This is a genomic window from Janthinobacterium glycogeni (assembly GCF_051380725.1).
GTDB lineage: Bacteria > Pseudomonadota > Gammaproteobacteria > Burkholderiales > Burkholderiaceae_D > Janthinobacterium.
Map to the genome: position 1 here is coordinate 459,128 of NZ_JBNYXP010000003.1, position 25,811 is coordinate 484,938.

Below are 25,811 nucleotides of genomic sequence, written 5' to 3' on the forward strand. Positions count from 1 at the left end.
GATCGATTTCTCATATGCACGGGGCCATAGCGCAGGCCTGACAAATAATCACATTACTTCTCGTTGCGTACCTTAGCAGGCCATTCGATCAGTGCAAATGCCCACAGGGCAAAAAAACCGACGACTGGAATGAATGACAACAAACTCCACCAGCCAGAAAACCCAGCCTTGGAGACGATCTTCCAAGCGGGAAAAATAGCGGTGAACATAATTACCAAAACAATCAGCCAATGCCAGATACTGAGGCTACCCATCTTTTTCTCCCAGATGATTCAAAAAATGACAGTGCTGGCTGCCATAACGTTGCAAGACTATACAGATAAATTCCACGCGGAAACTATCCAATAGTTACAAACTGGCTGCCGCCGGGATTGATTTGCCTGAAAACTGACATTTAGAGAGCCGGCCCCAGCAGCCACCCCAGCCGCACCTGATCCCCCGCCGCCACAAACCACTGCGCCTGCCACCGCTGCGTGCGCTGCGCCAAGGTGGACTCCGGCGCGCACCACGGCGGATACACGCGCAGCGCGCGCTTGCCGCCCTGGCCGGCGCGCGACATCACGCCGCGCTCGATCAGCGCGCTGCGCGGGAAGATGAAAAAGCCGTGCCGCGCGCCGTCGCCGTCGGCCACGGCGATGATGACGGCATCGACGGGATCCGCTTCGTCCAGCGGGGCGATGTCGGCGTCGGAATGGGGGCGCTTCCAGACGGTGACGAACTGGCCGGTTTTCGTCGGCGTGGTCTTGGCCACGCGCAGGACCAGGCGCTTGCCGTGCAGGTCGGCGCGGCAGGCGCCGTATTCCGCGCTTTCCGCTTCCGGCACCGGGGCTTGCGGCAAGCCCAGGAAAGCCCAGGGACTGACCTTCATTGCGCGCTGAACTCGGCTGCGGCCTTGGCCGCCCACAGCGCTTCGGCGTGGCTGGCGAACGGGCTGTCGTAACCGTCGACGGTACCGTCCTCGTCGACAAAATACAGCCACCAGCCGTCAGCCTGCTCACGGATGGCCGACTGGCCCGGTGCGCAATGGGTTTCGACGGCCTGGTCAGCCGTCAGGGTGGCGATGGTGATGCCACGGTGAATAATATGGTGGGATGTCATGGCAAAATAGCTAATGCAAAATAAATAATGGCGATAGTGTAGCCGCACCGCCCAGTCCTGGCCAGTGCGCTACACTATTCCTTCATACGGAGGACGACATGGCATCACAGCAAGGCACGGTGGATTTTTTGCTCGACCAGATGGCGGGCGCGGGCAGCATCAGCGCGAAAAAGATGTTTGGCGAGTACGGCCTGTATTGCGACGGCAAGATGTTCGCCATCGTCGCCGACGACCAGCTGTTCATCAAGCCGACGGATGCGGGCCGCGCCTGGATCGGCGCGCAAGGCGCGTTGCAGGAAGCGCCGCCCTACCCGCAAGCCAAGCCATACTTTTTGATCGATGGCGGGCTGTGGGACGAGCGCGACTGGCTCAGCCAGCTGGCGCGGCGCACGGTCGATGCCTTGCCGCCGCCAAAGCCCAAGCCGCCGCCCAAGCCCAAAAAACCGGCATCAAGCAGCTAATACGCTGTTCTCGCAGGCCTTGCCCTGGCGGAAGCACGCCAGGTTGTGATAGGTGATGGCGGCGATTTCGCGCAGCGCCTCGATGGTGAAGAAACCCTGGTGGCCCGTCACCAGCACGTTCGGGAAGGTCATCAGGCGCTGGAAAATGTCATCGTCGATGATGTCGGACGAGCGGTCCTGGAAGAACAGATTGCTTTCCTGTTCGTAGACGTCGATGGCCAATGAGCCCAGCTGGCGCGATTTGAGCGCCTCGATGACGGCGCCCGTGTCGATCAGGCCGCCGCGCGAGGTGTTCACCAGCATGGCGCCCGTCTTCATCAGCGGCAAGGTCGCTTCGCTGATCATGTGGCGCGTGCTGTCCATCAGCGGGCAATGCAGCGAGACGATGTCGGACTCGGCCAGCAGCTGCGGCAATGCCACCATCGTGCCCAGGTCCGCGAACGCGGGCGCCGGGAACGGGTCGTGGCCCAGCACTGTGCAACCGAAACCCTTGAAAATGCGCGCCGTGGCCAGGCCGATCTTGCCCGTGCCGACGATGCCCACGGTCTTGCCGTGCAGGGTGGTGCCCAGCAAGCCGTCGAGCGAGAAATTGCCTTCGCGCACGCGGGCGTAGGCGCGGTGCGTGTGGCGGTTCAGGGTTTGCACCAGGGCCAGGGTGTATTCGGCCACGGCTTCCGGCGAGTAGGCGGGCACGCGCGCAACGAACAGGCCCAGGCGCCTGGCCGCTTCCAGGTCGAGGTTGTTGTAGCCGGCGCAGCGCAGCAGGATGGCGCGCACGCCGTAGCTGTGCAAGGCTTCCAGCACGGGGGCGTCAAGCACATCGTTGACGAAGACGCAGACGGCGTCAGCGCCCTGCGCCAGAATCACGGTTTCCTGGCTCAGCAAGGCGCTGTGGTAGACCAGTTCGATGCCGGCGGCGTCGGGCTGGGACGGCAAGGCTTCGTCGAAGAAACGGCGGTCGTAGGGCTGGCTGGCAAAGAAGGCGATTTTCATGGGGCGTCCTGGAACTTGCTGGATGGCAAAACATCATCATAGCGCAAGCACCCTGCCCCACGGCGTACGCCTGGCGCCAATCGCCCCCTATTTGGGTTCGCGGGGCAAGGTCAGCACGTGGCGCAGGTAGGCTGTTTCCACGGGGTGCTGCGCGTGATAGCGCGCGCGCGCGGCGCGCGTGGCCGCCTGGTGGGCCGCGATGCCGCTTTCCGTCAACTCGACGCCGAAGTCCGCCGGCGGCGGCAACTCGCCGCCAAACAGGCGCGCCAGGATGAAGCGGCCCACATTGTCGCGGTAGTGCGACGCTTCCCAGTAATAGCGCATCTCGCGCGCGCCCGTCACTTGCGGGATCGGTTCGCTGGTGATGCTGTTGAAACCGGAAAAATCAACCAGGCGCACGTCGCAGCCCTGGCGCCGGTAGCGTCCGGCCATCTGCGCCAGGTCGCGCTGCCATGCTTCCATGGCGTCCCACTTGCCGCGCCAGTACAGCGCGTCGAGCGTGAGCGCGTGCGTGGGATTGATGTACAGGCGCAAGCGCGTGCCGCCAAGGCACAGCTTGCCGACGCTGGCATCGAAAGCCTGCAGCGCGGGCGCCGTCGGCCCCAGGCCATCGCCGAACTCCTGCAGGCGCGGCGTGAAGGCGCGCGCCGTGCCGGTCCAGGTTCGGTGGCGGCTGGTGAGGCAGGACTCGTCGCGCTGACCGTGCAGCGCCAGGCTGGACAGGCACACGCCGTCATAGGTGCCGCTGAGGATGCGCCAGGTGTCGCGCGTCATGTCCACCGTCAGGCCGCGCTTGATGTTGAGCAATGCACGCCGCGCGAAAAACGCGGGGCCGCCGTCCGTCAAGCCCGGCTCCACGCCGGCCGAGCCCAGTTCCAGCGAGAACGACGGCGCGTCGATGCCCCACACCATGGTATCGACCTGGCTGACCCTGGCCGCGTGCTCGGCCAGGCGGATGGCCTCGCCGATCGAGGCGCCCGAGACGGCGCTGTTAAATACGCTCTTGCCATCGAACAAAGTACGCATGCTGTTCACCGGCAAACCCATTTCCGTACGCGAATTGCCGATGTAGACGACGGCGGGCCGGTAGCGCGCCACGGCATACGTCTTGCCCCACACGCTGAGTTTTTCCGTCGTCGGCCGCAATCGCTGCAGCAGCGGGCTGTCCCACTGGTGCAGCAAGTACGGATCGACGTGGTAATTGACGGCGGAAACGAGGGCCAGCGCGGCCAGCGCACAGGCAAAGAAGATGGCGAGATAGCGGCGGGCGTTGGTATCCATGGTCAGCTTTGAAAGTAGAGAAATGGCGCTCAACGTCTGATCAGCGGTCCGTCCAGCACCCGCTGCGTATACGCCGCTTCGCGCGCATGTTCCACGCGATAGCGCTCGCGCGCCGCGCGCGTGGCCGCATGGTGGGCGTCGACGTTGGTCTGCGTCAGCTCCACGCCGAAATCGGCGGGAGGCGGCGTGTCGCCGCCGAACAGGCGCGCCAGGATCAAGCGGCCCACATTGTCCCGGTAATGCGACACTTCCCAGTAATATTGCATGTCCGGCTTGCCGCTGACGAGCGGAGTCGCTTCGGTCGTGATGCTGTTAAAGCCGGAAAAATCATACAGGCGCACGTCGCAGCCCTGCCGGCGGTGGCGCTCGACGACTTGCACCAGTCCCCGCTGCCAGGCCTGCATGGCATCCCACTTGCCGCGCCAGTGCAGCGCGTACAAGGTCAGCGCGTGCGTGGGGTTGATGTACATTCGCAGGCGCAGGCCGCCCCGGCACAGTTTGCCGATGCTGGCGTCGAGCGCTGGCGTCGATGAGGGCGTCGGCCCCAGGCCATCGCCGAATTCCTGCAGCCGCACGGGAATGGCTTCCGCCGTTCCCAGCCAATGCCTTATCCCCTTGATGGTGCACGTCTCGTCGCGCTGCCCATACAAGGCCAGGTTGGAACGGCAGACATCGCCGGCATTGCCGGTGAGGATGCGCACGCTGTCCTCCGTCATGTCCAGGGTCAGGCCGCGCTTCAGGTTGACGAGGGCGCGTTGGGCGAAAAAGCCGTGCCGGGCGCCCGTCAGGCTGTCCTCCACGCGCGCCGCGCCCATGTCCAGGGAAAACGTGGGCGCGTCTATGCCCCACACCATGGTCTCGACGCGGCTGACCCTGGCCGCATGCTCGGCCAGACGGATGGCGTCGCCGATCGAGGCGCCGGATACCGCGCTGTTGAAGATGCTCTTGCCGTCGAATAAGGCGCGCACGCCCGTCGGCAAGCCCAGTTCCGTGCGCGAATTGCCGATGTAGATGATGGCCGGCCGGTAGCGCGCCACGGCATAGGTCTTGGCCCAGGCGCCGAGCTTTTCATTGAGCTGGCGCGGGCGCTGCACCAAGGGACTGTCCCACTGGTGCAGCAGGTAGGGGTCGACCTGGTAGTTCAGCAGCGAGACGGCGCCCAGCGCCAGGAAGACGCAGGCGAAGAAACCGATGACGTAGCGGCGGGCGGCGGCATCCATGGTCAGAACTGGAAGTAGAGAAATTCGGTGACGCGGTTCATGCCGAAGATACAGGCGACGAACAGCGCGGCCAAGCCTACGCTCCAGCGGGACGTGGGCCGCCAACTGAAAGCCCAGCGTCCCGCAGGCTGAAAGATTCTTTCAATGGCGGGCTCGTAGAGAAAGAATATTTCTTGCGTGTTCGGCGCCTTGAAAGCCAGCAGCATCGCCGCCAGCAACACGGGCAAGCCGGGACCGGCCAGTTCGATCCAGCGGATGCCGTCGAATGCGGGCTGCCAGCCCCATTGCGCCAGGCTGGGCGCGTGGCTGGCCAGCCCGCGCGGCAGGCTCACGCCATTCGCGCCCACCAGCGCGCCCGCGATGTCCCAGGCTGTGGCCACGTCGGGCGCGCGGAAGAAGATCCAGGCCAGCATGACGGCAAGAAAAGTCAGGACGCCGGGCCACCAGCGCAGCCAGCAGTACCCCGGCGCCGCGCCGAAGAGCCGCTGCCACGCCTGCTGCAGCACCAGGTACAGGCCGTGCAAGCCGCCCCAGATGACGAAGGTCCAGCCGGCGCCATGCCACAGGCCGCCCAGCAGCATGGTCAGCATCAGGTTGCGGTAGCGCATGGCCTCGCCGCGCCGGCTGCCGCCCAGCGGTATGTATAAATAGTCGCGCAGGAAACGCGACAAGGTCATGTGCCAGCGGCGCCAGAAGTCGGCGATATTGGCCGCCTTGTACGGCGAATTGAAGTTCAGCGGCAATTTCACGCCGAACAGGCGCGACAGGCCGATGGCCATGTCCGAATAGCCGGAAAAGTCGAAATACAGCTGGAAGGTGTAGGCCAGCACGCCGATCCACGCTTCGATCAGGGTTGGCTGGGCGCCGGCCGCGAAGACGGGAATGGCCAGCGGCGACAGGTTGTCGGCGATCAGCACCTTCTTTGCCAGCCCGATGGTGAATATCGACAGGCCGACGGCGAAATTGGCGGCGCGCGGATGGGCATTGGCCGGGTCGGCGAATTGCGGCATCATGTCGCGGTGGTGCAGCACGGGGCCGGCGATCAGGTGGGGAAAGTAACTGACGAACAGCACGTAATGGATGAAGCGGTATTCGCGTACCTCACCCCGGTAGCAATCGACGAGAAAGGCGATCTGCGTGAAGGTAAAGAACGAGATGCCGATCGGCAGGATGATGTCGAGGCCGTGCCACGGCAGGCTGTCAGCGCCAGCACCGGCAGCCACGGCGACGGCATTGATGCTGTCGATGAAGAAATTGGCATATTTGTAGTACGCGAGCAGCCCCAGGTTCAGCGCCAGCGCCGCGACCAGCACGCGCTTGCGGGCCGCGCCGGCGCGCGCGCCGATCAGCCGCCCCGCGCCGTAATTGACGCAGATCGAGGCCAGCAGCAGCGGCAGGTAGCGCACATCCCACCAGGCATAGAAGAACAGCGAGGCGAGCGCCAGCCAGGCGGTTGGCGCCAGGCGGCGCCAGCTGGCGGACACACCGGCGGCAGGCGCCAGGCGGTCGAGCAAAAAATAGCCGGCCAGCACGATGGGCAGATAGCCGAACAGAAAGGCGAAGGAGTTAAACAGCATGTTGTCTCCTGGCAGGCAGTGACTGCGCCTGGTAGTAACAATCGACGATCTGCGCCGCCACCCTTTCCCACGTAAAGCGTTCCACCAGGGCTTGCACGCGGCAGCGCTCGGGCGGCTGCGCCAGCAGGTCGAGGATGGCCTGGCGCTGTGCGGCGCCATCGTCCCAGCGCACCTTGCGCAGCGCAAACACGGAGTCGGGCAAGTCCAGCGCGCTTTGCGCCGTCATGACGACGGGCGTGCCGGCCGCCAGCGCTTCGAGCACGCTCAAGGGAAACACCTCGCCCTGGCTGGGCAAGGCCGCCACGGCCGCCGCATGGTAGGCGCTGGCCAGCAGCGGGTCGGCATGGTCGAGTGCGCCGAGCCAGCTGACGTGCGGCAAGTCCAGCAACTGCTGCAGATACGCCTGCTGCTCGCGCGGCGCGGCGCCGATCAGCACCAGGGGCAAGCCGGCGCCTGCCAACGCCTGAGCCAGGCCCAGCTGGTTTTTATACGGTGAAATGCTGCCCACCATCAACGCGAACGGCCCGGCAATGCCCGTCTCGCGCAGGAACAGGTCGCCATTGGCCGTGAAAAAATGCGGGTTGATTCCATTTGGCAAGACGCGGATGGTATCGGCCCGCATGCCGAAACCGTGCACGATGGCATCGCGTTCGGCGTCGCCCAGGGCGATCACCACGTCGGCCAGCTGCAAGGCGCGCCGCGTTTGCGCATAGCTCGTTTGCACCATCCATTCCGTCAGGCGCCCGGCCAGCCGGTCGGCCAGCCGCGCCCGCCAGGCGCTGGCGCGGCCCCAGCCGGGAGACAGCAGCGGCGACAGCACCACGGGCACGCCTTGCTCGCTGGCCATCTCCATGATGCGGTAAGTGCCATTGCTTGCCGAAAACACGTGCAGCACGTCGAAATCGGCCAGCCGCTCATGGTTGGCGTCGACCAGCTGCACCTCCAGGGGCCGCGCCGGCTGCCGGGGCAGCCGGTTCAGCGCGGCAATGGTTTCGCGTACCTGGATCTGCAAGCCGCCGTCGCGCTGGAACAGCATCGGGTAGGACAAGATACCGACACGCATGGTCATCCTTTCGTGCGCCCGCGCCGCTGCTGGCGGCTCAGTGCGGTGATTTGACTGCCAGCCAGCGGCCGGCCAGCTTGCGTTGCAATAACAGAAATTCGCCAGCGAGCTCATGCTTCAACAGGAACAGACCGGCCAGCCAGCACAGCAAGGTGACCAGCGCCGTGCCGGTCAGCGCCAGCAATGCCGGCGTATCGGCAGGCAGCCACAGCAGCGAAGCGACGGGCGCGACGGCGCTAAAGCCGCAGAGCAGCAGGCTCTTGCGCAATGCCCGCGCGAGGATGCGCCAGTCGAGTGCGCTCAAGCGCCGCAGGGAGCCATAATTGAGCCAGCTGCGCAGCACGTTGCTCAGCACCACGGCCCAGGCCACCGCCACCAGGCCGAACGGCGCCGCGGCCAGCAGCAGCGCCACTTTGATACCGCTGGCGCAGGCATCGAGCCGCACTTGCGCATGCAGCTGGCCCGTCGCCACGAACAGATAGCGGGCCATGCTGAACATGCTATACACGGCCGAGGACAGGCACATGATGCGGATCAAGGGCACACATCCGATCCATTGCGCGCCGTACAACACCTTGACCAGGGGCAAAGCCATGCAGGCGAGAAAGAGAAAAAACGGCCACGCCAGTGCCGTCATGTAGCTGATCGTACGCAAATACACGCGTTCCGCCCCGCCCTGCCCGCCTTGGCCGCCCCCTTCCCGCGCACGGGCCGCGAACAGGGGAAACACGACGGGAGAAATCGCGCTGGTGATGGCCTGGTTAAAAATATTGAGCACGCTTTGCGCCTTGCCGAACAGGGCCAGGCTTTCAACGCCGATCAGCTTGCCGATGATGAGGTCCGGCGCCGCCACGCCCGCCTCGTCGACGAGGCCGCCCCCCGTCGCATACGCGCCAAACCGGGCAATGTCGCCCATCCCGCGCCGTCCTGGCAGCCACGGCAGTTCGCGGGGCCGCACCAGCAGGCTCACCAGCAGCGAAGCGCAGGAACCGGCCAGCGCCGCCCACACCATGCTCATGTAACTGTAGCCCTGCAGCGCCAGCAACACGGCCACCAGCAGGTTGACCACGCTGTTGGCCGCGTTGATGGCGTAAATGGCGCGAAAGCGCAGTTGCCGGCGCAGCATCGGCAAGGTCAAGGCGCTGAACGGGATCAGGAGGAAATTGAGCGACAGCAAACGCAGCACGAGGGTCAGCCGTGGTTCGCCATAGAAATGCGCGAGCGGCGCGCTGGCCAGCAGCACCAGGGCCGCCAGCAGCCAGGCGACGAGCAGGCTGGTGGCCAGCGCGGCCCGCAGTTTCAAGGCATCGAGCTGCTTTTCCTGGATCAGGTATTGCCCCACACCAAAGTCGCGCACCACTTGCGCCAAGGCCACCAGCACGGCCCCCAGTGAATACACACCCACCTCGGCCGGCGTCAGCAGGCGCGACAGCACCATGGTGGCGACAATGCCCAGCAGCAGCACCGTGTATTTCTCGGCAAACGAAAAGAAAAACGAATGGCGGGTGGCGCTCATGCGGGCCGCCCGCGCCTACACCAGGCCGGCGTAAAATGCGCGCAGCTGGCGTTCCAGGCGCGGCATCGAATAGCGCTGCACGGTTTCCTCGCGCGCCAGCCGCCCCATGCGGGCGCGCCGGGGCGCGTCCATCAGCAGCTGCGCCACGGCGACGCAGGCGGCGTGCTCGTCGGCAAGCGGCAGCAATAGTCCGCCTGCGCTATCGTGCAGGATATCGTACGTGCCCGGCACGTCCGTCCCCACGGCCGGCACGCCGCAGGCCATGGCCTCGATGGTGGCGATGCCGAAGCCTTCGTTCTTACTCAGCAGCACATGCAGGTCGAAGGCCGGCATCAGCAGCTCGATGCGCTGCTGGAAACCGGCAAACACGACTCTGTCCTGCCAGCCCGTCTGCTGCGCCTGCTGCCGCAGCATGGCTTCCAGCGGCCCGGTGCCCACCAGCACCAAATACAGGTTGGGAAACTGCGGCGCCAACCGGGCAAACAGGGCCAGCAGCGCTTGCGGACGCTTTTGCGCGGAGAGCCGCGCCACGGAGCCGAGCACGAGCGCGTCCGGCGGCAGCCCCAGTTGCTTGCGCGCCTGTATTCTCCGTTCGGGCGAGACGATAAACGTCTCCGTATCGACGCCATTGGGAATGACGGCCAGCCGCGTCTGCGGCGCCAGCATGTCGCGGTAGAGGTCGAGGAAATGCCGCATGGCCGACGGCGACACGGCATACACGCCTTTGACCCCGCGAAAAGCCTCTTCCAGCCGGGGCCGCTGCCAGGCGCTGAAGGCTTCCAAAGGAAACGCATTGTGCACGCTGATCACGGCCGGCAGCCGGCATTGCCGCGCCAGCCACAGGATGGAAGCGCCGTAACTGGTCCAGCAAAACGCCACGTGGACGAGGTCGGGCCGCAGCCGCCGCAGCCGCCACGCACCCGTGACCCTGGCGCGCAGCCAGTTCCAGCGGCGCCACGCCCAGTGTTCGAGAAACAGCGGCGGTTCATACACGCGCACTTGCATCTGCCCTGCACGCAAGCCTTGCGCCCAGGCAGTAAAACCGGGAAAGCGCCGCAGCGCCAGCACGCTGTCGTAGCCGTTCGCGCCCAGTATGCTCGCCTCCTGCGCCATGCGCAGCTCCATGCCGCCCAGCTCGCCCGAATAACTGCTGATGACGATGCGCGGCAAGCGTTTTCTACGTCCCCGCCACGCTTCATGGAAGAAACCACGCAGCCAGGCCCGTTCCCACTGGCGCAGGAACAGGTCGGCGTGGTCGCGCCGCAGCCAGGCCCGCACGGCGCCCAGGGTATCGCGCACATATCTGCCCAGCATCCAGCGCGGCACGCCGAATAACTCCACGCTGGGCGCCAAGGTCGCCAGCCGGCACTGGCCCCGGCCAAACAGCATGGCGCGGCGCAAGATCCAGGCCCGCTGCACGTGCGGGGCGCGGATGATGTGCGCCACCCGCGCCTGCGGACAGAACCAGGATGGGTTTCCAGCCGCATGCATCTCCAGGTTGAGCCGGGTTTCACTGCCCATGGCGTAATTGGCGCCCTGCGGGCCGATGCTTTCGTCATAGCGGGCGCCCGCCTCGAAGATGCGGCGGCGAATCGCCATGTTGGCGCCCCACACGAGGCCCGGATAGATGGGGGCGTCGGGCAAATCGGGGCTGGTGATGCCCCACGTCAAACCGACCGGGGTCAGGCGCAGCAGCCACTCGGCCGGCTGTTCGCGCCAGGCGGGCACGATGGCGCCGCCGAACAGCGCGTAGCCGGGGTGCGCGCGCGCGCAGTCCTGCAGGCGGCACAGCCAGTCGTGCGCCGGCATGGCATCGTCGTCGCCAAAGACGAACAGCTCGCTGCCATCGCCGCCCAGCCGCAAGGCGTGCTCGACGGCTCCGTTCAGGGCGGGACTGCGGCCGCGCCGCGCCACGTGGACGGAACTCAAGGGCAGGCGCCCGCGGAAGGCGGCGATCACCTGGGCCGTGGCGTCCGTGCTGCCATTGTCGGCGATAACGAGGCGCCAGCCTCCCACGGGCGGTCGCAAGCCCATGTAGGCGCGCAATACCTGGGGCAAGGTGCCGGCGCCATTGTAGGTCGCCATGAGAACGGTCAACAAGGACATGCCTCCTTGGTCTTACCATGACAAAACTATGTACGACAGCAGTGTTGATCCAGTGTACTGAACCTGTCCGCCAGCCCGTTGACAGGCATCAAGACCTTGCCAACCCGGGCACAACCAGGAGCGCCCCCTTTCATGCGCGACATACTGATTACCATCATCATCCTGGGCTCCCTGCCCTTCATCCTGAAGGCGCCGGCCATCGGCGGCCTGATGTGGGTCTGGGTCAGCGTGATGAACCCGCACACGCAGGGCTGGGGCTTTGCCACCCACATGCCCTTCGCCTTCATCATCGCCATCGCCACCCTGATCAGCCTTGCGATGACGCGCGAGCCGAAAAACCTGCCGCTCACGCCCGTCAGCGTGCTGCTGCTGCTGTTCGTCGCGTGGATGAACGTCACGGCGCCGTTTGCCCTGCTGCCGGAATCGTCGTGGGTGCAGTGGAACAAGGTCATGAAGATCATGCTGATGAGCTTTGTGATCATGATGGTGATACGCACGCGGCGCGACATCGTGCGCCTGGTCTGGGTGCTGGTGGGCTCGATCGGCTTTTATGGCGTGAAGGGCGGCATCTTCACCATCCGCAGCGGCGGCACGGAACGGGTATGGGGTCCGGAAGAAACGTTTATTGGCGATAACAACGCGTTGGCCCTGGCCCTGATCATCACCATCCCCCTCATGTATTACCTGCAGCAAAACACGGATAAACGCTGGGTGCGCCATGGCTTGTCCGCAGCCATGCTGCTGTCGGCCCTGGCCGCGCTGGGCTCGTATTCGCGCGGCGGGCTGCTCGCCATCGCGGCCATGGGCCTGTTCATGTGGCTGAAAAGCGACCGCAAGCTGGTGCTGGGCGCGCTGCTCGGTGCGGTCACACCACTGCTGCTGGCCTTCATGCCCGAGCGCTGGGCCGAACGCATGGACACCATCAACAGCTACCAGGACGATGAATCGGCCATGGGCCGCCTGAATGCCTGGCGCATGGCCTGGAACCTGGCGCGCGACCGCTTTCCCGGCGGCGGCTTCGACGTATCCGACGCATCCGTCTTTGCCCGCTATGCACCGAATCCCATGGACGTGCATGCGGCGCACAGCATCTATTTCCAGGCCCTGGGCGAACACGGCTTCGTCGGCCTGTTGATCTATCTGGCGCTGGGCGTCGCCACCTGGCGCACGGCGGCCGTCATCATCCGCCGCACGCGCGGCCAGCCGGAACTGCGCTGGGCGCACGGCCTGGCCACCATGAGCCAGGCCAGCCTGATCGGCTTTGCCGTGGGCGGCGCCTTCCTCAGCCTGCTGTACTTCGACATGCCGTACTACCTGATGGCCGCGCTCATCGCCACGCGCATCATCGTCGAGCGGCAAGCGCCGGCCCCGACATCGCGCCAGGCCAGGGTCAAGGCCCAGGCCGCCATCGCGGAGCAGCCATGACGACCACCCTGTCCATCCTGATCTACCACCGCGTGCTGGCGCGGCCGGATCCGCTGTTTCCCGGCGAAGTCGATGCGGCCCTGTTCGAGCGCCAGCTGCGTCTGTTGAAGCGTTTTTATGCGCCGCTGCCCCTGGCCGAGGCCGTGCAGCGCCTGCAAGAGGGCAACTTGCCGCCGCGTGCCGCCTGCATCACCTTCGACGACGGCTATGCGGACAATGCGCAAGTCGCGCTGCCATTGCTGCAGCGCCACGGCTTGCACGCCACGTTTTTTATCGCCACCAATTATCTCGATGGCGGACAGATGTGGAACGACACAGTGATCGAGGCCATGCGCCAGGCGGCCGGCCCCGTGATGGACTTGCGGGAACTCGGCCTGGACTGCCTGCCCGTCGCCAGCCTGGCGCAGCGGCAAGCGGCCATCGCCGCCTTGCTGGGCCAGCTCAAATACCTGCCGTTCGACCGGCGCCAGCAACTGGCCCTGCAGATCCGCCGCCAGGCGGGCGCCACGGGCGGGCCGCCAGCCATGCTGAGCACGGCCCAGCTGCGCCAGCTGCAGGCGGCGGGCATGGGCCTGGGCGCGCACACGGCCAGCCACCCGATTCTGTCCACCTTGCCGGACCACGCCGCGCAGCGCGACATTGGCGACGGCAAGCGCCAGCTGGAAAGTGTGATCCAGGCGCCCGTCACCCTGTTTGCGTATCCGAACGGCAAGGCCGGGCGCGACTATGGCGCGCCGCACGTGGCGATGGTGCGCCGTCTGGGTTTCCAGGCGGCCGTGACGACGGACTGGGGCGTAGCGCGCCCCGGCGCAGGTCTCGACCTGCTGCAGCTGCCCCGCTTTACGCCGTGGGATCGAGGACGCCTGGCGTTTCTGTGGCGTTTGCGGCAAAACCGCCGGCAAGCGCACCCAGCGCACCCGGATGCTGGCTGAGCCACTGTTCCAGCATCAGCAGCAGCCACACCATGGTGCCGTGATAGGCCGGGTGTTCCGCCAGCAAGCGCCCCTTTAAATCGTCGATGAAGGCGGGCCGCACGATGCCGCGCCCGCGCAGCTGCGTGAGGTTGTCGAACGCAAATTCGCGCAGCGGCGCGTGGCTGTGCAGCCACTGGCCGAAAGGCAGGCCAAAGCCGTGCTTCTTCTTGCGCACGATGGCCGGCGGCAGGATTTCCGCCAGCGCCCGCTTGAAGAAGGGCCGCAGCCGCCTGCCGTCGAGCTTGTCCCGTGGCGCGAGGCGCGACGCAAACGCCACCATCGCATCGTGCAGGAAGGGAAACGCCGCTTCGACGCCGGCCAGCTCGCATGCCTTGCGGACCTTGAACAGGTCGTTGTCGGCCAGCGTAAAGCGCATGTCCAGGGCCAGCAATTCATTGATCTGGCTCAAGCCCTGGCCTTGCCGCTCCCAATACGCGCCATTCACGCATCCGGGCGCCATGCCCGGGTCGATGGTGTCGATGAAGCCCGCTTCCAGCACCGTGCGGTAGCCATGGCGCAGCAGCAGGTTATAGCCGTCGAGTCTGGCCGGCAGCGGCAGGCTCGCCTGTTCGATGTAGCGGCGCGCCTTGTCGCCCAGGCGCCAAGGCGCGCCCTTTTGCTGGCGGAAGAGCAACGGCTCGATGATGGCCTGGCGCAGCATGACGGGCAAGCGCTCGTACTGCGACAGCAAGGCCTGGTGCGCATAGCGCTCATTACCGCCAAACAATTCATCGCCGCCGTCGCCGCCCAGCAGGCGGATCACACCATCCTCGCGCGCCATCTGCGCGCAATAGTAAGCGGGAATGGCCGAGGCGTTGCCGAAAGGCTGGTCGAAGATGGCCGCCATGGCGGGAATCGCGGCCAGCACGTCGGCTGGCGTCACGTAACGCTCGTGGTGGATGCTGCCCGCGTGCCTGGCGGCCAGGCGCGCATACGCCATTTCGTCATAGCCGGGCGCATCGAAACCGATGGAATACGTGCGCGCGGGCCGGCCCGTCACCTGGCCCATGATGGCGGCCACGGTGGAACTGTCCGTGCCGCCGCTGAGAAACGCCCCCGTGTCCGCCCCATCCGCGCCCAGGCTGCTTTCCACGGCCTGGCGCAGCAGGCGCAGGAATTCCTGCTTGTTGCTGGCAAAGCTGGCCCGCGTGCGCCCCGCTGGCGGCTCGTGAAAGGCCAGCTGCCAGTAGCTGCCCTTGCATTGCTTGCCGCCCCGCACATGCAGGTATTCGCCGGGCAGCAAACGCTGCTGGCCAAGATAGGCCGTGGCCGGGCCGGGCACCATGTGGAAGAACAGGTAGTGATACAGCGCTTGCGGATCGAGCGCGCCGCGCACGGATGGATGGGCCAGCAAGGCATCCAGCGAGGACGCAAAGAACAGGCCCTGCGCATTGCTCGCATAGCTGAGCGGATGCATGCCGGCGCGGTCCACGGCCAGCAGGGCCGAGCCGGAAAAGGCATCGAGGATGGCTAAACAGAAAGGACCGGACAGGCTGGCGCAGGCGGCCACGCCCCGGCTCAGCCACAGGGACGCGAGGCGGCACGCCACGTCATCGGCAGAACCGTCGAGCATGGGCCGGCCCCAGATGGCCACTTGCAAGCCATCCTGCTGATATACATGGCGGCTGCCGTCGATGGCGGCCACGGCCACGCCGCCCACCTCGCTGATACAGGCGGCCTGCGGCGCGCTATCGAAACGCGACAGGGGCGCGGCCATGCCGGCCAACGCAGTAGGTGCGGCGCCATCGGCATCGGCGGTGGCCAGGCCCGCGGCGCCGCCCGCCGCCAGCCAGCCGCACAGCCCGCTCATACGAGCACCTCGGCCGGCAGCGGATGGCCGAGAAACGCCGTCGGGCTGGCCGTCAAGCCATACGCGCCCGACTGGAACACCACCACCAGGTCGCACTCCTCGGCGCGCGCCAACTCCATCTGGTCGGCCAGCAAGTCCAGCGGCGTGCACAGCGGCCCCACGACGGACGCCACTTCGCGCGGCCCGCCGTGCAGCCGGTTGCCGATGGCTACCGGATAATTCTTGCGGATCAGCTGACCAAAATTGCCCGAAGCGGCCAGGTGATGGTGCAAGCCGCCATCGGTCACGAGAAAGACCTGTCCATGCGACACCTTGCGTTCGAGCACCTTGCACACATAGATACCGGCCTCCGCCACCAGATAGCGGCCCAGTTCCAGGTTCAGGCGCACGCCGGGCGCCGCCTGGGCCAGCAGATCGAGCTGCCGCTGCAAGCCGTCCGCGACGGGCGCCAGGTCGAGCGCCTGGTCGCCGGGAAAATACGGCACGCCGAAGCCACCGCCGATATTCAGCGTGCGCAAGGGCGACGGCGCGCTGTCGGCCAGTTGCAGGGCCAGCTGCACGCTGAGCGCCTGCGCATCGGCCAGGGCCGCCCCCGACAGGCTTTGCGAGCCCGCATACAGGTGAAAGCCGTGAAAATCCAGCCCCAGCTGGCCGATGCGCCCCAGCAGCGCAGGGACGCGGGCCGCATCGACGCCAAACGGCTGCGCCCCGCCGCCCATGCGCATGCCCGTGCGGCGCAAGGCGAAATCGGGATTCACGCGCACGGCCACCCTGGCCGTCACGCCCAGCCGTTCGCTGGCCAGCGCCACCCTTTCCAGCTGGGCGCCCGACTCCAGGTTGATCAGCACGCCGGCGGCCACCGCACGCGTCAGTTCGCCCTCGCTCTTGCCTGGCCCCGCAAAACTGATGCGTTCGGCCGGCATCGGCGTATCGAGCGCCGTGGTCAGTTCGCCGCCCGAGGCCACGTCGATGCCGTCGACCAGACCGGCCAGCCACTGCACCACGGCCGGCATGGGATTGGCCTTCATCGCATAATGCACGTGCACGCCGGCGGGCAAGGCGGCGCGCAGATCGGCCATGCGGCGCGTGATGTGCGCGCGTTCATAAGCGTAGAACGGCGTGCTGCCCACCCGCTGGGCCAGCTGGCGCAAGGGCACGCCGCCGAACTGCAGCATGTCGTTTTCCACGGCGAACTGCTGGCCCAAGGCCGAGTGCAACGGTAATTCCGTACTGCTCGAACGGATCAAGTCCTTCATGCCGTATCTCCTGATTGGACCGCATATGCCTGCGCCAGTTCCCTGGCCAGCAAGGGACGGTCGATCTTGCCGTTCGGGTTGCGCGGCAGCACGCCGTCGCGGATTTCCACCCACTGCGGCACCATATAGCTGGGAAGGCGGGCGCGGCAGGCAGCCAGCACCTTCTCGCGCAGCAATTCCACACCGGGTGCGGGCGTGACGAGCAAGGCGATGGCCTGGCCCAGCACGGCATGGGGCAAGCCCAGCGCGGCGGCCTCGCCCACCAGCCCGCTCGCATACACGACTTCCTCGATCTCCGCCGGGCTGACCCGGTAGCCCGACGTCTTGATCATGTCATCGCTGCGCCCCACGAAATACAGAAAGCCCTCCGCATCGCAGCGCACCGTATCGCCCGACCAGACGGCCAGTTCCGGCAGCACCAGGCCGCTGGCCTGCGGCGGCAGCGGCTTGAAGCGCTCGGCCGTGCGCGCCGCATCGTTCCAGTAGCCGAGCGCCACCAGCGCGCCACGATGCACCAGTTCGCCCGGTTCGTCGGCATCGCACACGCTGCCGTCCGGGCGCAGCACCAGCACTTCCGCATTGGGAATCGCCTGTCCGATGGAATCGGGGCGCCGCTCCAGCTGTTCCGGCGCCAGATAGGTGGAGCGGAACGCTTCCGTCAAGCCATACATCAGGTAAACCTGCGCGCGCGGCAGCGACTGGCGCAGCTTGTCCAGCGTGGAGCGCTGCATCACGCCGCCCGAATTGGTGATGTAGCGCAGGGGCGTGGACAAGGGCCAGCTCAGCTGCGACAGCTGCACCCACAGGGGCGGCACGGCGGCCAGGCCCGTGATGGCTTCCTGCTCGACGGCTTCGACGATATCGCGCAGCAGCAGATAATTCATCAGCACGGCGCAGGCGCCGCTGGCAAACGCCGTCGTCAGCTGGCTCAGGCCATAATCAAAGCTGAGCGGCAGCACGCACAAAATCCGGTCTTCCGGCGTATTGCGCAGATAGCCCGAGACGCTGAGCGCACCCGCCAGCATGTTGCGGTGCGACAGCACCACGCCTTTCGGGCGCCCCGTGCTGCCCGAGGTGTAAAGAATGGCGGCCATGTCCATGTCGATCGCCGCGTGCGGCCTGGGCGCGCCAAAGCCAGCTGCATTGGCGGGCGCTGCAGCCCATGGCAGCACGCGCAGCTTGCCCAGGTGTGTTGCCGTCTCCCCTTCGCCCGTCAGCAACACCGTCTGCAAGTCCGGGCAGGCGGCCAGCGCGGGGACCAGCTGGGCCAGGCGTTCGCGCGAGGTGACGAGGATGGCCACGTTGCAGTCGGCCAGGATGTACGCGACCTGATCCGGCTTGAGCAGCGGATTGACGGGCACGAACACGCCGCCGGCCGCCGCCGCGCCAAACATGGCGCTGACGTTTTCCGGGCGTTTTTCCAGGTATACGGCCACGCGCGCGCCACGCTGCAAGCCCAGGGTCAGCAAGGTATTTGCGCCATCGCGCACGGACTGCGCCAGCGCGCCATAGCTGAGCTCCTCGCCCTGCCACGACAGGGCCGGCGCGTGGGGTGCGCGCTGCGCCGTTTCGAAGATCAGATCGTGTATCAGTGTCGCCATCGTTTCATCCCGGGTTGTCATGATTGCCATGTATTCCCCTATGATTGGGACAAACGGGAGCGGCAGTGTTGATTTTTATCAAGTAAGCACCTCGCCCGACCGGTGGCGGCCTATCTGGCGCAATGCTTGAGGCCGCGCAACACCGATCACTGGCCGCTGCGCTCTAATGGACAGCGTTGGCTGCATAGCCGCCCCATCGTTGATCGCCATGGCCAGCCTCGCCCATTTCCGCCATTTTCCCCGCTTGCAACGGCTTGCCGCCAGCCTGCGCCAGCTGGGCTGGCGCGACAGCGCGTGGCTGGCCGTGGCGCGGCTGCTGGAAAGCGTGCCGGGCGGGCGCTGCGCGCTCTACCGCTATCAATTCGTGGCGCAAGCGGTGGCGCCCGGCTCGCTGTGCCGCGGACGCGGCCGGTCGATCGCTGTCGCGCCCTGCCTGGCGGAAGCGGACTTGCCGCCCGGTCCCGCACGCCGTCCCGGCGCGCTGCGCGAACGCTACCGGCAAGGCGCGCAATGCCTGGTGGCACGGGACAAGTCCGGCATGGTTGGCTGGATCTGGCTGTTGCGCCACGGCTGCCAGGAAGACGAGGTGCGCGCCCGCTATGCGCTGGCGTCGCAGCAGTCGTCGTGGGATCTCGACGTGTGGGTGCATCCCGAGCAGCGCGGCGGCCTGGTCTTCGCGCGCCTGTGGGAGGAAGCCAACGCCGTGCTGTACGCGCAGGGCGTGCGCTGGTCGTGCAGCCGCATCTCGCGCTTCAACCGCGCCTCGCTGGGCGCCCATGCGCGCCTGGGCACGCATGGGCTGGGCACGGCCACCTTTATCCGCTGCGGGCGCTGGCAATGGATGGCCGCCAGCCTGGCGCCGTATCTGCACCTGTCGTGCCGCCCCGACGACATTCCTTGCCTTGCCTTCGATACGTCGTCCCTGCCGCACTACCCATCCCTGGAGCTGACATGCCGCATCTTGAAGCAGTAAAACGCATCCTCGACACCACCCTGGGCTTGAACGGGCGCGCGCTGGAAGCCCACACGCCGCTGCTGGGCAGCGTGCCGGAACTCGATTCGATGGCCGTGATCGGCGTGATCGCCGCGCTGGAAGACCATTTCGGCATCCTTGTCGCCGACGACGACATCCACGCGCGCCACTTCGCCACCGTCGGCACCCTGCACGATTTCGTGTTTGCGAAGCTGCGACCATGAGCCGCGCCGCCATCGAAGCACTGCCGCTGCTGCCCTTCTTCCTGCCTGCCAGCGGCGGCCAGCGCTACTGCCTGCTGCACTTGCCGCCGCCGGGCCGCAGCGCGCGCGGCGGCATCGTGTATGTCCACCCGTTCGCCGAGGAGCTCAATAAAAGCCGCCACGTGGCCGCCGCGCAGGCGCGCGCCTTTGCCGCCGCCGGCTACAGCGTGCTGCAGATCGATCTGTTCGGCTGCGGCGACAGCAGCGGCGACTTTGGCGAAGCGCGCTGGGACATCTGGCGCAACGACCTGCACCTGGCTTGCGCGTGGCTGGCGCAGCGCGTCGACGGCCCGTTGACCGTCTGGGGCTTGCGCCTGGGCGCCCTGCTGGCCCTCGATTTCGCCAGCCGCGCGCCGCTGCCGCTCGCCCATCTGCTGCTGTGGCAACCGGAACTCGATGGTCGGCGCGTCATCGACCGCTTCCTGCGCCTGCGCCTGGCGTCGGGCATGCTGGCCGGCGGCGCGCGGGAAGCGCCCGGACATGCGCGCGCCGCGCTGGCGAATGGCGAGCCGGTGGAAGTGGCGGGCTACCTGCTGGCGCCGGAACTGGCGCACGCCATCGATGGGGTCAGCGCTTCCGCCCTGATGCCGGCGGTGCCGGTCTACTGGCTCGATTACCAGGCGCCGGGACAACATGCCCCGCCATTGCCGCAACTGGCGCGCGAATGGCGCGAACACGGCGCCGCCGTGCACGTGGCCAGCTTCGGCGACGGGCCGTTCTGGCACAGCGGCGAGCTGCTGGCGTGTCCGCAACTGCTGCACGCCACGCGTGCGCTGTGCCGCGACTGGCTCGACGAGGAAAGGAAGGCGCCATGAAGCGCGACAGCAGCCAGCAGCACCGCGCAGGGCACGCCGTGCGCGAGCTGGCGCTGCGCTTTCGCAGCGCGGCAGCCGTTCCCGATGTCGGCCCCGGTGACGACGAGGCGCACGCGCACATGGTCGGCATCCTCAGCCTGCCCGCCGCACCCGGCCCGCGCGGCGTCTTGATCGTTACGGGCGGGCCGCAGTACCGGATCGGCAGCCACCGCCAGTTCGTCCTGCTGGCCCGCGCCCTGGCCGCGCAAGGCTGGCCCGTGCTGCGTTTCGATCTGCGCGGCATGGGCGACAGCGAGGGCGGCGCGCACGATTACCGCGCGGCCGGTCCCGACATCGCCGGGGCGCTGGCGCAATTCTTCGACGCCGTGCCGTCCTTGCGCGAAGTGGCGCTGTGGGGCTTGTGCGACGGCGCCACGGCGGCCGCCTGCCATGCGCCGCGCGACGCACGCGTCCATGCCCTGGTCCTGCTCAACCCCTGGGTGCGCAGCGACGCCGGCCTGGCACGCGCCACCTTGCGCCACTATTATTTGCGGCGCCTGCTGCAAGGCGCGTTCTGGCGCAAGCTGGCGGGCGGCGGACTGCAGCTGGGCGCCAGCCTGGCGTCGCTGCGGCAGGTGGCGGCCGCCACGCAGACACCGGCAACGCAGGAAGACGATGCGCCCGCGCCAGCCCTGCTGCGGGCGCTGACGCAATTCCAGGGCAAGGTGCTGCTGATCCTCAGCGGCGACGACCTCGGCGCGCGCGAGTGGCAAGCGCTGGTCGCTGACGACCCGGCATGGCGCGGCGTCACAGCGCGCGCGCAATGGACGCAGGCGCAGGTCGAGGGTGCCAACCACACGTTCGCCAGCGCCGCCTGGCGCGGCGACGTGGAACAGCTGTGCGCACGGTGGCTGCAGTCATGGTAGCGACCACGCCGGACGCGGCCCGACCAAAACGGGTGCTGATGGTCGCCTACCATTTTCCGCCGCTGTCCGGCGGCAGCGGCATTTTGCGCACCCTGGGCTTTGCGCGCCATTTGCCCGAGTGCGGCTGGCAGCCGTTGGTGCTCAGTCCCAGTCCTGTCGCGTATGCGCAGAAAGGAACGTCGCAGCTGGCGCAGATCGGAGAGCGCGCCACCGTGCGGCGCACCCTGGCGCTGGACGCGGCGCGCCATTTGTCCATCGCCGGACGCTATCCGCGCTGCCTGGCCCTGCCCGACCGCTGGAGTTCCTGGTGGCTGAGCGCCGTGCCGGCCGGCCTGCGCATGATCCGCGAGTATCGTCCCGATGCCATCTGGTCGACCTATCCGATCGCCACGGCGCACCTGATCGCGCTGACCCTGCAAAAACTCAGCGGCCTGCCGTGGGTCGCCGACCAGCGCGACCCCATGCTGGACGACAGCGACCCGCTGGCGCCGTATCCGCCCGAGCCGCGCCTGCACCGCATGCATGCATGGATCGAACAGCGCATCGCGGCGCGCAGCGCGGCCATCGTCTGCACCACACCGGGCGCCATCGATGCGCACCGGCGCCGCCTGGCGCAGCTGACGCGCGAGCGTTTCCACCTGATCGAGAATGGCTACGATGAAGACGGCTACCCGGACAGCCCGGCGCGCACGGGCCACCGCAGCCGCTTTTTGCTGCTGCACAGCGGCGTCATCTACCCGTCCGAGCGCGACCCGCAAGCGCTGTTCGAGGCCCTGGCCCGGCTGCGCCAAGACGGCGTGCTGCATGCGCGCAATTTCCAGCTGGTGCTGCGCGCCACGGGCCACGATGCGTGGCTGGCGGGCCTGCTGGCGAGGCACGGCGTCCAGGACCTGGTCAGCCTGGAACCGTTGCAGCCGCACGGCGCGGCGCTGCAGGAAATGCTGGCCGCTGACGGCCTGCTGCTGCTGCAGGCGGCCAACTGCAATGCGCAGATTCCCGCCAAGCTGTATGAATACCTGCGCTGCCGCCGCCCTATCCTCGCGCTGACCGACCTGGCGGGCGACAGCGCGGCCAAGCTTCGCCACTGCGGCATCGACACCATCGGCCAGCTGGCCTCGAGCGGCGACTGCGCGCGCGCGCTGCTGCGCTTCCTCGAGCTGGCGCGCCATGGCCGCGCGCCGCTGGCCAGCCCCGCGGCCATCGCCCTGCAATCGCGGCAAGCCCGCAGCAACGCCCTGGCCGATGTGCTGGACCAGGTCAGCCACAGGAGTCCGACATGAAGCATCGCTTGTTAGCCTGCACCCTCGCCGCCTGCTGCGCCAGCGCCAGCGCCGCCGATTGCCCGCCCTACGTCAAGCGTACGCCGGGCGGCGACTACACGAACGCGGAAGACCGCGACGGTCTGTCCGTGATTGAAAAATTCCATTTTTCGCGCGCCGTGGAAACGCTCACGCAAGGCATGACGGGCAGCCTGGGCGCCGACATCGGCTACACCCTCGAGCACTTCCCGAACCACCACCGGGCGCTGGCGTCGATGGCCAAGCTGGGGTTGCGGCTGAAAAGCGCGCAGCCGGTGGGCGCCCGTTACACGGTCAGTTGCTACTTCGAGCGGGCGATCGCCTTCGCGCCGCAGGACGTGACGGCGCGCATGGTGTTTGGCAACTACCTGCTGGCCACGGGCCAGGATGCGATGGCGCTCGAACAGCTGGACTCTGCCAGCCGCCTGGCACCCGACCAGGCCACCATCCAGTACAACCTGGGCCTGATGTACGTGAAAAAGAAGGAATACGAAAAGGCCAGCGCACACGCGCAAAAAGCCTATGCGCTGGGCTTCCCCTTGCCGGGGCTGAAGAACAAGCTGAAGGCGGCTGGCAAGTGGAAAGAACCGCCGCCGGCGCCGGCCGTCGTCGAAGCGAAGGAAGCACCGAAAACCGAGGAACCGGCCGTGCCGCCAGTCGAAGAACCTAGCGGGGAATGACGGCCGGCCGCTGGGCCACGCTCAGATGCCCCGTCGGCGAGGCGGCCAGCGCGGCGGCCAGATCGCGCCGCGATTGCGCCTTGTCGGCGGCCTCGCTGATGAACGCCAGTTCGGCCGGCTGCAGCGCGGTGACGGTGAGCAGCAGCACTTCGCCATATGGCGTATCGAACGATGGCGCGATGCTGCTTGCGCCCTGGGCAAGCAGCACGCCCACCTGTCCGTGTTCATCTTCCAGGCCTGCCGGGGCATCGCGCACGTCCAGCACCATCGACACGCTGCCGTGGCGCTGCACCAGCAAGTCGATGGAGCCATGGTCGGCCACGTTCTGGCTGACCTGGTAAATCAGGTCGAACAGCCAGGAATGCGCCACGTCCTTGCCGTCGAAGGCGGACAGCGGCGCCTCGATGCACACTTCGAGCAGGTGGCCGCGCGGCACAAATACGTCGTCGTCATCCTCGAACGGATCGCTCAAGCCATCGCTGGCGATGATGACGGTATCGGCCCGGCGGATCACCCTCCAGGCCTGGCGCAGCGATGGCCAGCGGGGGCCGCCCATGAAGGCGGGATTGACGAGGGGCGCCAGCACGTCGGCGTCGACGTCGCCCAGGGTGGCATAGAAGGCGTCGCGCGCGGCGCAGGCCGTGGCCAGCATCTGCGCGCCCGCAGCCTTGCCGACGACGGCGTCGTCTGGTTGCGGTACTTGCGGGATAGCGTGTTCGTTTTGAGACATGGCGATACTCTGAGAATTAGTCGGCGGGGGGAAAGTCTTCATTATTGCGGGGCAGATAGCCCCAGATGCGCGCGACCCGGTCCCGCACCTCGAAATCGAAGCCGATGCGCTGGAGCTCCGGCACGATCCACACGCCGTGGTCGATGATTTTCTTCGGCAGCAGCATGGCCACGTGTTCTTCCGAGTACAGGCTGATGTCGAACCACTCAACGCCCAGGAACGGGAACGGCGGGTGGTAATCCCATTCCGTATCCCAGCGCGAGACGTAGCCGGTGACGGAGCCGTAGCGGTACGACGGCACCCAGTCGGTCTGCCCGCGCATGAAGGCCAGCAGCTCGTTCCACTTGCAGTCGTTGGCGGCGCCGGCCAGATTGCGCCGCGCGATGTGGCCGCGCAGCTTGCGCTTGATGTCATCGCCGCCGGCATCGGCCAGCGGCAGGCTGGGGTCCGCCACCAGGGCCATCAGCGGGCGACCGGCTTGACTTTGGACGCGGCCAGCACGGCGCGCTGGCGGGCCGTGTCGATATCGTCGGCCGTGGCCAGCGCCACGCCCATGCGGCGGCGGGCGAACGATTCCGGCTTGCCGAACAGGCGCAAGTCGGCGCCCGGCACCTTCAAGGCCTCGGCCACGCCTTCGAAGGCGATGCCTTTCGCTTCCAGCTGGCCGTAGATGACGGCCGAGGCGCCTGGCGAACGCAGCGCCACGTTGACGGGCAAGCCCAGGATGGCTTTCGCGTGCAGCTCGAATTCGCTCTGCACCTGACTGGCCATGGTGACCATGCCCGTGTCGTGCGGACGGGGGCTCACTTCCGAGAACCACACCATGTCGTCCTTGACGAACAGCTCCACGCCGAACAGGCCCAGGCCGCCCAGATTGTCCGTCACCTTGCGGGCGATCTCGCGCGAACGCTCGAGGGCCAGCGGCGCCATGCGGGCCGGCTGCCACGATTCCACGTAGTCGCCGTGCACCTGCAAGTGGCCGATCGGCTCGCAGAACTGCGTCTCGACCTGTCCCGACGCGCCCACGGCGCGCACCGTGAGCAAGGTGATTTCGTAATCGAAGTCGATGAAACCCTCGACGATGACCCGGCCCGTATCGACCCGGCTGCCGCTGGCCGCATACGCCCATGCGGCGTCCACATCAGCGGCGCTTTCGAGCTTGGACTGGCCCTTGCCCGACGAGGACATCACGGGTTTCACCACGCACGGGAAGCCGATTTCCTGGCAAGCGGCCTGCAACTCCTGCAGGCTGCTGGCGAAGCGGTACGGCGACGTCGCCACGCCCAGGGTTTCGGCCGCCAGGGTGCGGATGCCTTCGCGGTTCATCGTCAGCACGGCCGCGCGCGCGTTCGGGATGCACGTGATCTGTCCCGCCGCTTCCAGCGCCGCCAGGGTGTCGGTGGCGATGGCCTCGATTTCCGGCACGATCAGATCCGGCTTTTCCAGGTCGATCAGGGCCGCCAGCGCCACGCCGTCGCTCATGTCGATCACGTGCGAGCGGTGCGCCACCGGGTGGCCCGGCGCGTTCGGATAGCGGTCGACGGCGATCACTTCCACACCCAGGCGCTGCAGCGAAATGATCACTTCCTTGCCCAGCTCGCCGGAACCGAGCAGCATGACTTTGATGGCGGTGGAAGACAGCGGTGTGCCGAAGGTGCGCGGTGCGATGGTGGTGCTAGTGGTCATGGCAGGGTCTGTAAGCGGATGGAAAGATGGCTGGGACTATAACAAATGCCGGCCATCTTGGACAGGGCGCGCCGCTGGCG

At 67.0% G+C, this 25,811-nt stretch carries 25 protein-coding genes; 9 read left to right on the forward strand and 16 right to left on the reverse strand.

All coding sequences use genetic code 11. The features are described 5' to 3' along the window. Window positions 1–53: 53 nt before the first annotated feature. From ACQ4W4_RS10555 to ACQ4W4_RS10565, 3 genes are all read right to left on the reverse strand, one after another. Window positions 54–254 (reverse strand): Sec-independent protein translocase family protein, encoded by a 201-nt coding sequence (locus ACQ4W4_RS10555; RefSeq protein WP_230515844.1) that lies wholly within the window; start codon window positions 252–254, stop codon window positions 54–56. Window positions 255–394: 140 nt separating this feature from the next. Beyond that, window positions 395–868, reverse strand: coding sequence for a MepB family protein (locus ACQ4W4_RS10560; protein ID WP_436541950.1), 474 nt, complete (start codon window positions 866–868; stop codon window positions 395–397). After that, a complete protein-coding gene (locus ACQ4W4_RS10565; RefSeq protein ID WP_436541951.1) occupies window positions 865–1,098 on the reverse strand; it encodes a hypothetical protein in 234 nt (77 codons plus the stop codon). Before ACQ4W4_RS10565 ends, ACQ4W4_RS10560 begins: the two co-directional genes overlap by 4 nt. Before the next feature lie 98 nt (window positions 1,099–1,196). Between ACQ4W4_RS10565 and ACQ4W4_RS10570 the strand changes: the two genes are divergently transcribed. Continuing rightward, a complete protein-coding gene (locus tag ACQ4W4_RS10570) occupies window positions 1,197–1,559 on the forward strand; it encodes a TfoX/Sxy family protein (protein WP_436541952.1) in 363 nt (120 codons plus the stop codon). Here the strand turns inward: ACQ4W4_RS10570 and ACQ4W4_RS10575 are convergent. The 7 genes from ACQ4W4_RS10575 to ACQ4W4_RS10605 all read right to left on the reverse strand — a co-directional run bounded on the left by ACQ4W4_RS10575 (window position 1,548) and on the right by ACQ4W4_RS10605 (window position 11,309). After that, window positions 1,548–2,552 (reverse strand): 2-hydroxyacid dehydrogenase, encoded by a 1,005-nt coding sequence (locus tag ACQ4W4_RS10575; protein ID WP_436541953.1) that lies wholly within the window; start codon window positions 2,550–2,552, stop codon window positions 1,548–1,550. The two genes, ACQ4W4_RS10570 and ACQ4W4_RS10575, sit on opposite strands and share 12 nt — an antisense overlap. A gap of 87 nt (window positions 2,553–2,639) precedes the next feature. After that, on the reverse strand, window positions 2,640–3,833 hold the full coding sequence (locus tag ACQ4W4_RS10580; RefSeq protein WP_436541954.1) for a hypothetical protein: 1,194 nt from the start codon (window positions 3,831–3,833) through the stop codon (window positions 2,640–2,642). Between the two features lie 29 nt (window positions 3,834–3,862). Continuing rightward, entirely contained in the window at window positions 3,863–5,053 is a 1,191-nt protein-coding gene (locus ACQ4W4_RS10585; protein ID WP_436541955.1) for a hypothetical protein, read from the reverse strand. Between the two features lie 2 nt (window positions 5,054–5,055). Next, a complete protein-coding gene (locus ACQ4W4_RS10590; RefSeq protein WP_436541956.1) occupies window positions 5,056–6,630 on the reverse strand; it encodes an MBOAT family O-acyltransferase in 1,575 nt (524 codons plus the stop codon). Next, window positions 6,620–7,693 (reverse strand): glycosyltransferase family 4 protein, encoded by a 1,074-nt coding sequence (locus ACQ4W4_RS10595; RefSeq protein WP_436541957.1) that lies wholly within the window; start codon window positions 7,691–7,693, stop codon window positions 6,620–6,622. Before ACQ4W4_RS10595 ends, ACQ4W4_RS10590 begins: the two co-directional genes overlap by 11 nt. Before the next feature lie 37 nt (window positions 7,694–7,730). Beyond that, on the reverse strand, window positions 7,731–9,209 hold the full coding sequence (locus ACQ4W4_RS10600; protein WP_436541958.1) for an oligosaccharide flippase family protein: 1,479 nt from the start codon (window positions 9,207–9,209) through the stop codon (window positions 7,731–7,733). A 15-nt stretch (window positions 9,210–9,224) separates the two neighbouring features. Next, window positions 9,225–11,309 carry a glycosyltransferase gene (locus ACQ4W4_RS10605; protein WP_436541959.1) on the reverse strand — a complete coding sequence of 695 codons (2,085 nt, stop codon included), beginning with the start codon at window positions 11,307–11,309 and terminating at the stop codon, window positions 9,225–9,227. Window positions 11,310–11,447: 138 nt separating this feature from the next. On the opposite strand from ACQ4W4_RS10605, the gene ACQ4W4_RS10610 reads away from it, so the two are divergent. Together ACQ4W4_RS10610 and ACQ4W4_RS10615 are read left to right on the forward strand one after the other, a co-directional pair. Further along, the gene (locus ACQ4W4_RS10610) at window positions 11,448–12,740 is read left to right on the forward strand and encodes a putative O-glycosylation ligase, exosortase A system-associated (RefSeq protein ID WP_436541960.1); all 1,293 of its coding nucleotides are present in this window, start codon (window positions 11,448–11,450) and stop codon (window positions 12,738–12,740) included. Then, the gene (locus ACQ4W4_RS10615) at window positions 12,737–13,672 is read left to right on the forward strand and encodes a polysaccharide deacetylase family protein (protein WP_436541961.1); all 936 of its coding nucleotides are present in this window, start codon (window positions 12,737–12,739) and stop codon (window positions 13,670–13,672) included. The genes ACQ4W4_RS10610 and ACQ4W4_RS10615 overlap by 4 nt, the downstream gene beginning before the upstream one ends. Here ACQ4W4_RS10615 and ACQ4W4_RS10620 read toward each other — a convergent pair. The 3 genes from ACQ4W4_RS10620 to ACQ4W4_RS10630 are packed head-to-tail and all read right to left on the reverse strand — an operon-like array spanning window position 13,581 to window position 18,381. Further along, window positions 13,581–15,524: an asparagine synthetase B family protein gene (locus tag ACQ4W4_RS10620; protein WP_436541962.1), complete on the reverse strand. Its 1,944-nt coding sequence runs from the start codon at window positions 15,522–15,524 to the stop codon at window positions 13,581–13,583. The genes ACQ4W4_RS10615 and ACQ4W4_RS10620 overlap by 92 nt on opposite strands. Further along, complete coding sequence (locus tag ACQ4W4_RS10625; RefSeq protein WP_436541963.1) at window positions 15,521–16,780, reverse strand: pyridoxal-dependent decarboxylase, exosortase A system-associated; 1,260 nt, start codon at window positions 16,778–16,780, stop codon at window positions 15,521–15,523. Before ACQ4W4_RS10625 ends, ACQ4W4_RS10620 begins: the two co-directional genes overlap by 4 nt. Continuing rightward, window positions 16,777–18,381 (reverse strand): acyl-CoA ligase (AMP-forming), exosortase A system-associated, encoded by a 1,605-nt coding sequence (locus ACQ4W4_RS10630; RefSeq protein ID WP_436541964.1) that lies wholly within the window; start codon window positions 18,379–18,381, stop codon window positions 16,777–16,779. The genes ACQ4W4_RS10625 and ACQ4W4_RS10630 overlap by 4 nt, the downstream gene beginning before the upstream one ends. Before the next feature lie 208 nt (window positions 18,382–18,589). On the opposite strand from ACQ4W4_RS10630, the gene ACQ4W4_RS10635 reads away from it, so the two are divergent. From ACQ4W4_RS10635 to ACQ4W4_RS10660, 6 genes are read left to right on the forward strand one after another with little or no spacing between them, the layout of a single operon-like run. Next, window positions 18,590–19,354 carry a GNAT family N-acetyltransferase gene (locus tag ACQ4W4_RS10635; RefSeq protein WP_436541965.1) on the forward strand — a complete coding sequence of 255 codons (765 nt, stop codon included), beginning with the start codon at window positions 18,590–18,592 and terminating at the stop codon, window positions 19,352–19,354. Continuing rightward, window positions 19,333–19,578 carry an acyl carrier protein gene (locus ACQ4W4_RS10640; RefSeq protein WP_436541966.1) on the forward strand — a complete coding sequence of 82 codons (246 nt, stop codon included), beginning with the start codon at window positions 19,333–19,335 and terminating at the stop codon, window positions 19,576–19,578. Before ACQ4W4_RS10635 ends, ACQ4W4_RS10640 begins: the two co-directional genes overlap by 22 nt. Beyond that, a complete protein-coding gene (locus ACQ4W4_RS10645; protein ID WP_436541967.1) occupies window positions 19,575–20,432 on the forward strand; it encodes a hydrolase 2, exosortase A system-associated in 858 nt (285 codons plus the stop codon). The genes ACQ4W4_RS10640 and ACQ4W4_RS10645 overlap by 4 nt, the downstream gene beginning before the upstream one ends. Then, on the forward strand, window positions 20,429–21,337 hold the full coding sequence (locus tag ACQ4W4_RS10650; RefSeq protein WP_436541968.1) for a hydrolase 1, exosortase A system-associated: 909 nt from the start codon (window positions 20,429–20,431) through the stop codon (window positions 21,335–21,337). The genes ACQ4W4_RS10645 and ACQ4W4_RS10650 overlap by 4 nt, the downstream gene beginning before the upstream one ends. Continuing rightward, window positions 21,331–22,617 carry a glycosyltransferase gene (locus tag ACQ4W4_RS10655; RefSeq protein WP_436541969.1) on the forward strand — a complete coding sequence of 429 codons (1,287 nt, stop codon included), beginning with the start codon at window positions 21,331–21,333 and terminating at the stop codon, window positions 22,615–22,617. Before ACQ4W4_RS10650 ends, ACQ4W4_RS10655 begins: the two co-directional genes overlap by 7 nt. Continuing rightward, the gene (locus ACQ4W4_RS10660) at window positions 22,614–23,315 is read left to right on the forward strand and encodes an ABC transporter permease (protein ID WP_436541970.1); all 702 of its coding nucleotides are present in this window, start codon (window positions 22,614–22,616) and stop codon (window positions 23,313–23,315) included. Before ACQ4W4_RS10655 ends, ACQ4W4_RS10660 begins: the two co-directional genes overlap by 4 nt. Here ACQ4W4_RS10660 and ACQ4W4_RS10665 read toward each other — a convergent pair. Genes ACQ4W4_RS10665 through purT form a run of 3 tightly spaced genes read right to left on the reverse strand, consistent with a single transcriptional unit; the run spans window position 23,302 to window position 25,731 of the window. After that, window positions 23,302–24,045: a hypothetical protein gene (locus ACQ4W4_RS10665; RefSeq protein ID WP_436541971.1), complete on the reverse strand. Its 744-nt coding sequence runs from the start codon at window positions 24,043–24,045 to the stop codon at window positions 23,302–23,304. The genes ACQ4W4_RS10660 and ACQ4W4_RS10665 overlap by 14 nt on opposite strands. A 16-nt stretch (window positions 24,046–24,061) precedes the next feature. Then, entirely contained in the window at window positions 24,062–24,499 is a 438-nt protein-coding gene (locus ACQ4W4_RS10670; RefSeq protein WP_436541972.1) for a DUF6678 family protein, read from the reverse strand. Between the two features lie 8 nt (window positions 24,500–24,507). Then, window positions 24,508–25,731, reverse strand: coding sequence for a formate-dependent phosphoribosylglycinamide formyltransferase (gene purT / locus ACQ4W4_RS10675; RefSeq protein ID WP_436541973.1), 1,224 nt, complete (start codon window positions 25,729–25,731; stop codon window positions 24,508–24,510). Between the last annotated feature and the right edge of the window lie 80 nt (window positions 25,732–25,811).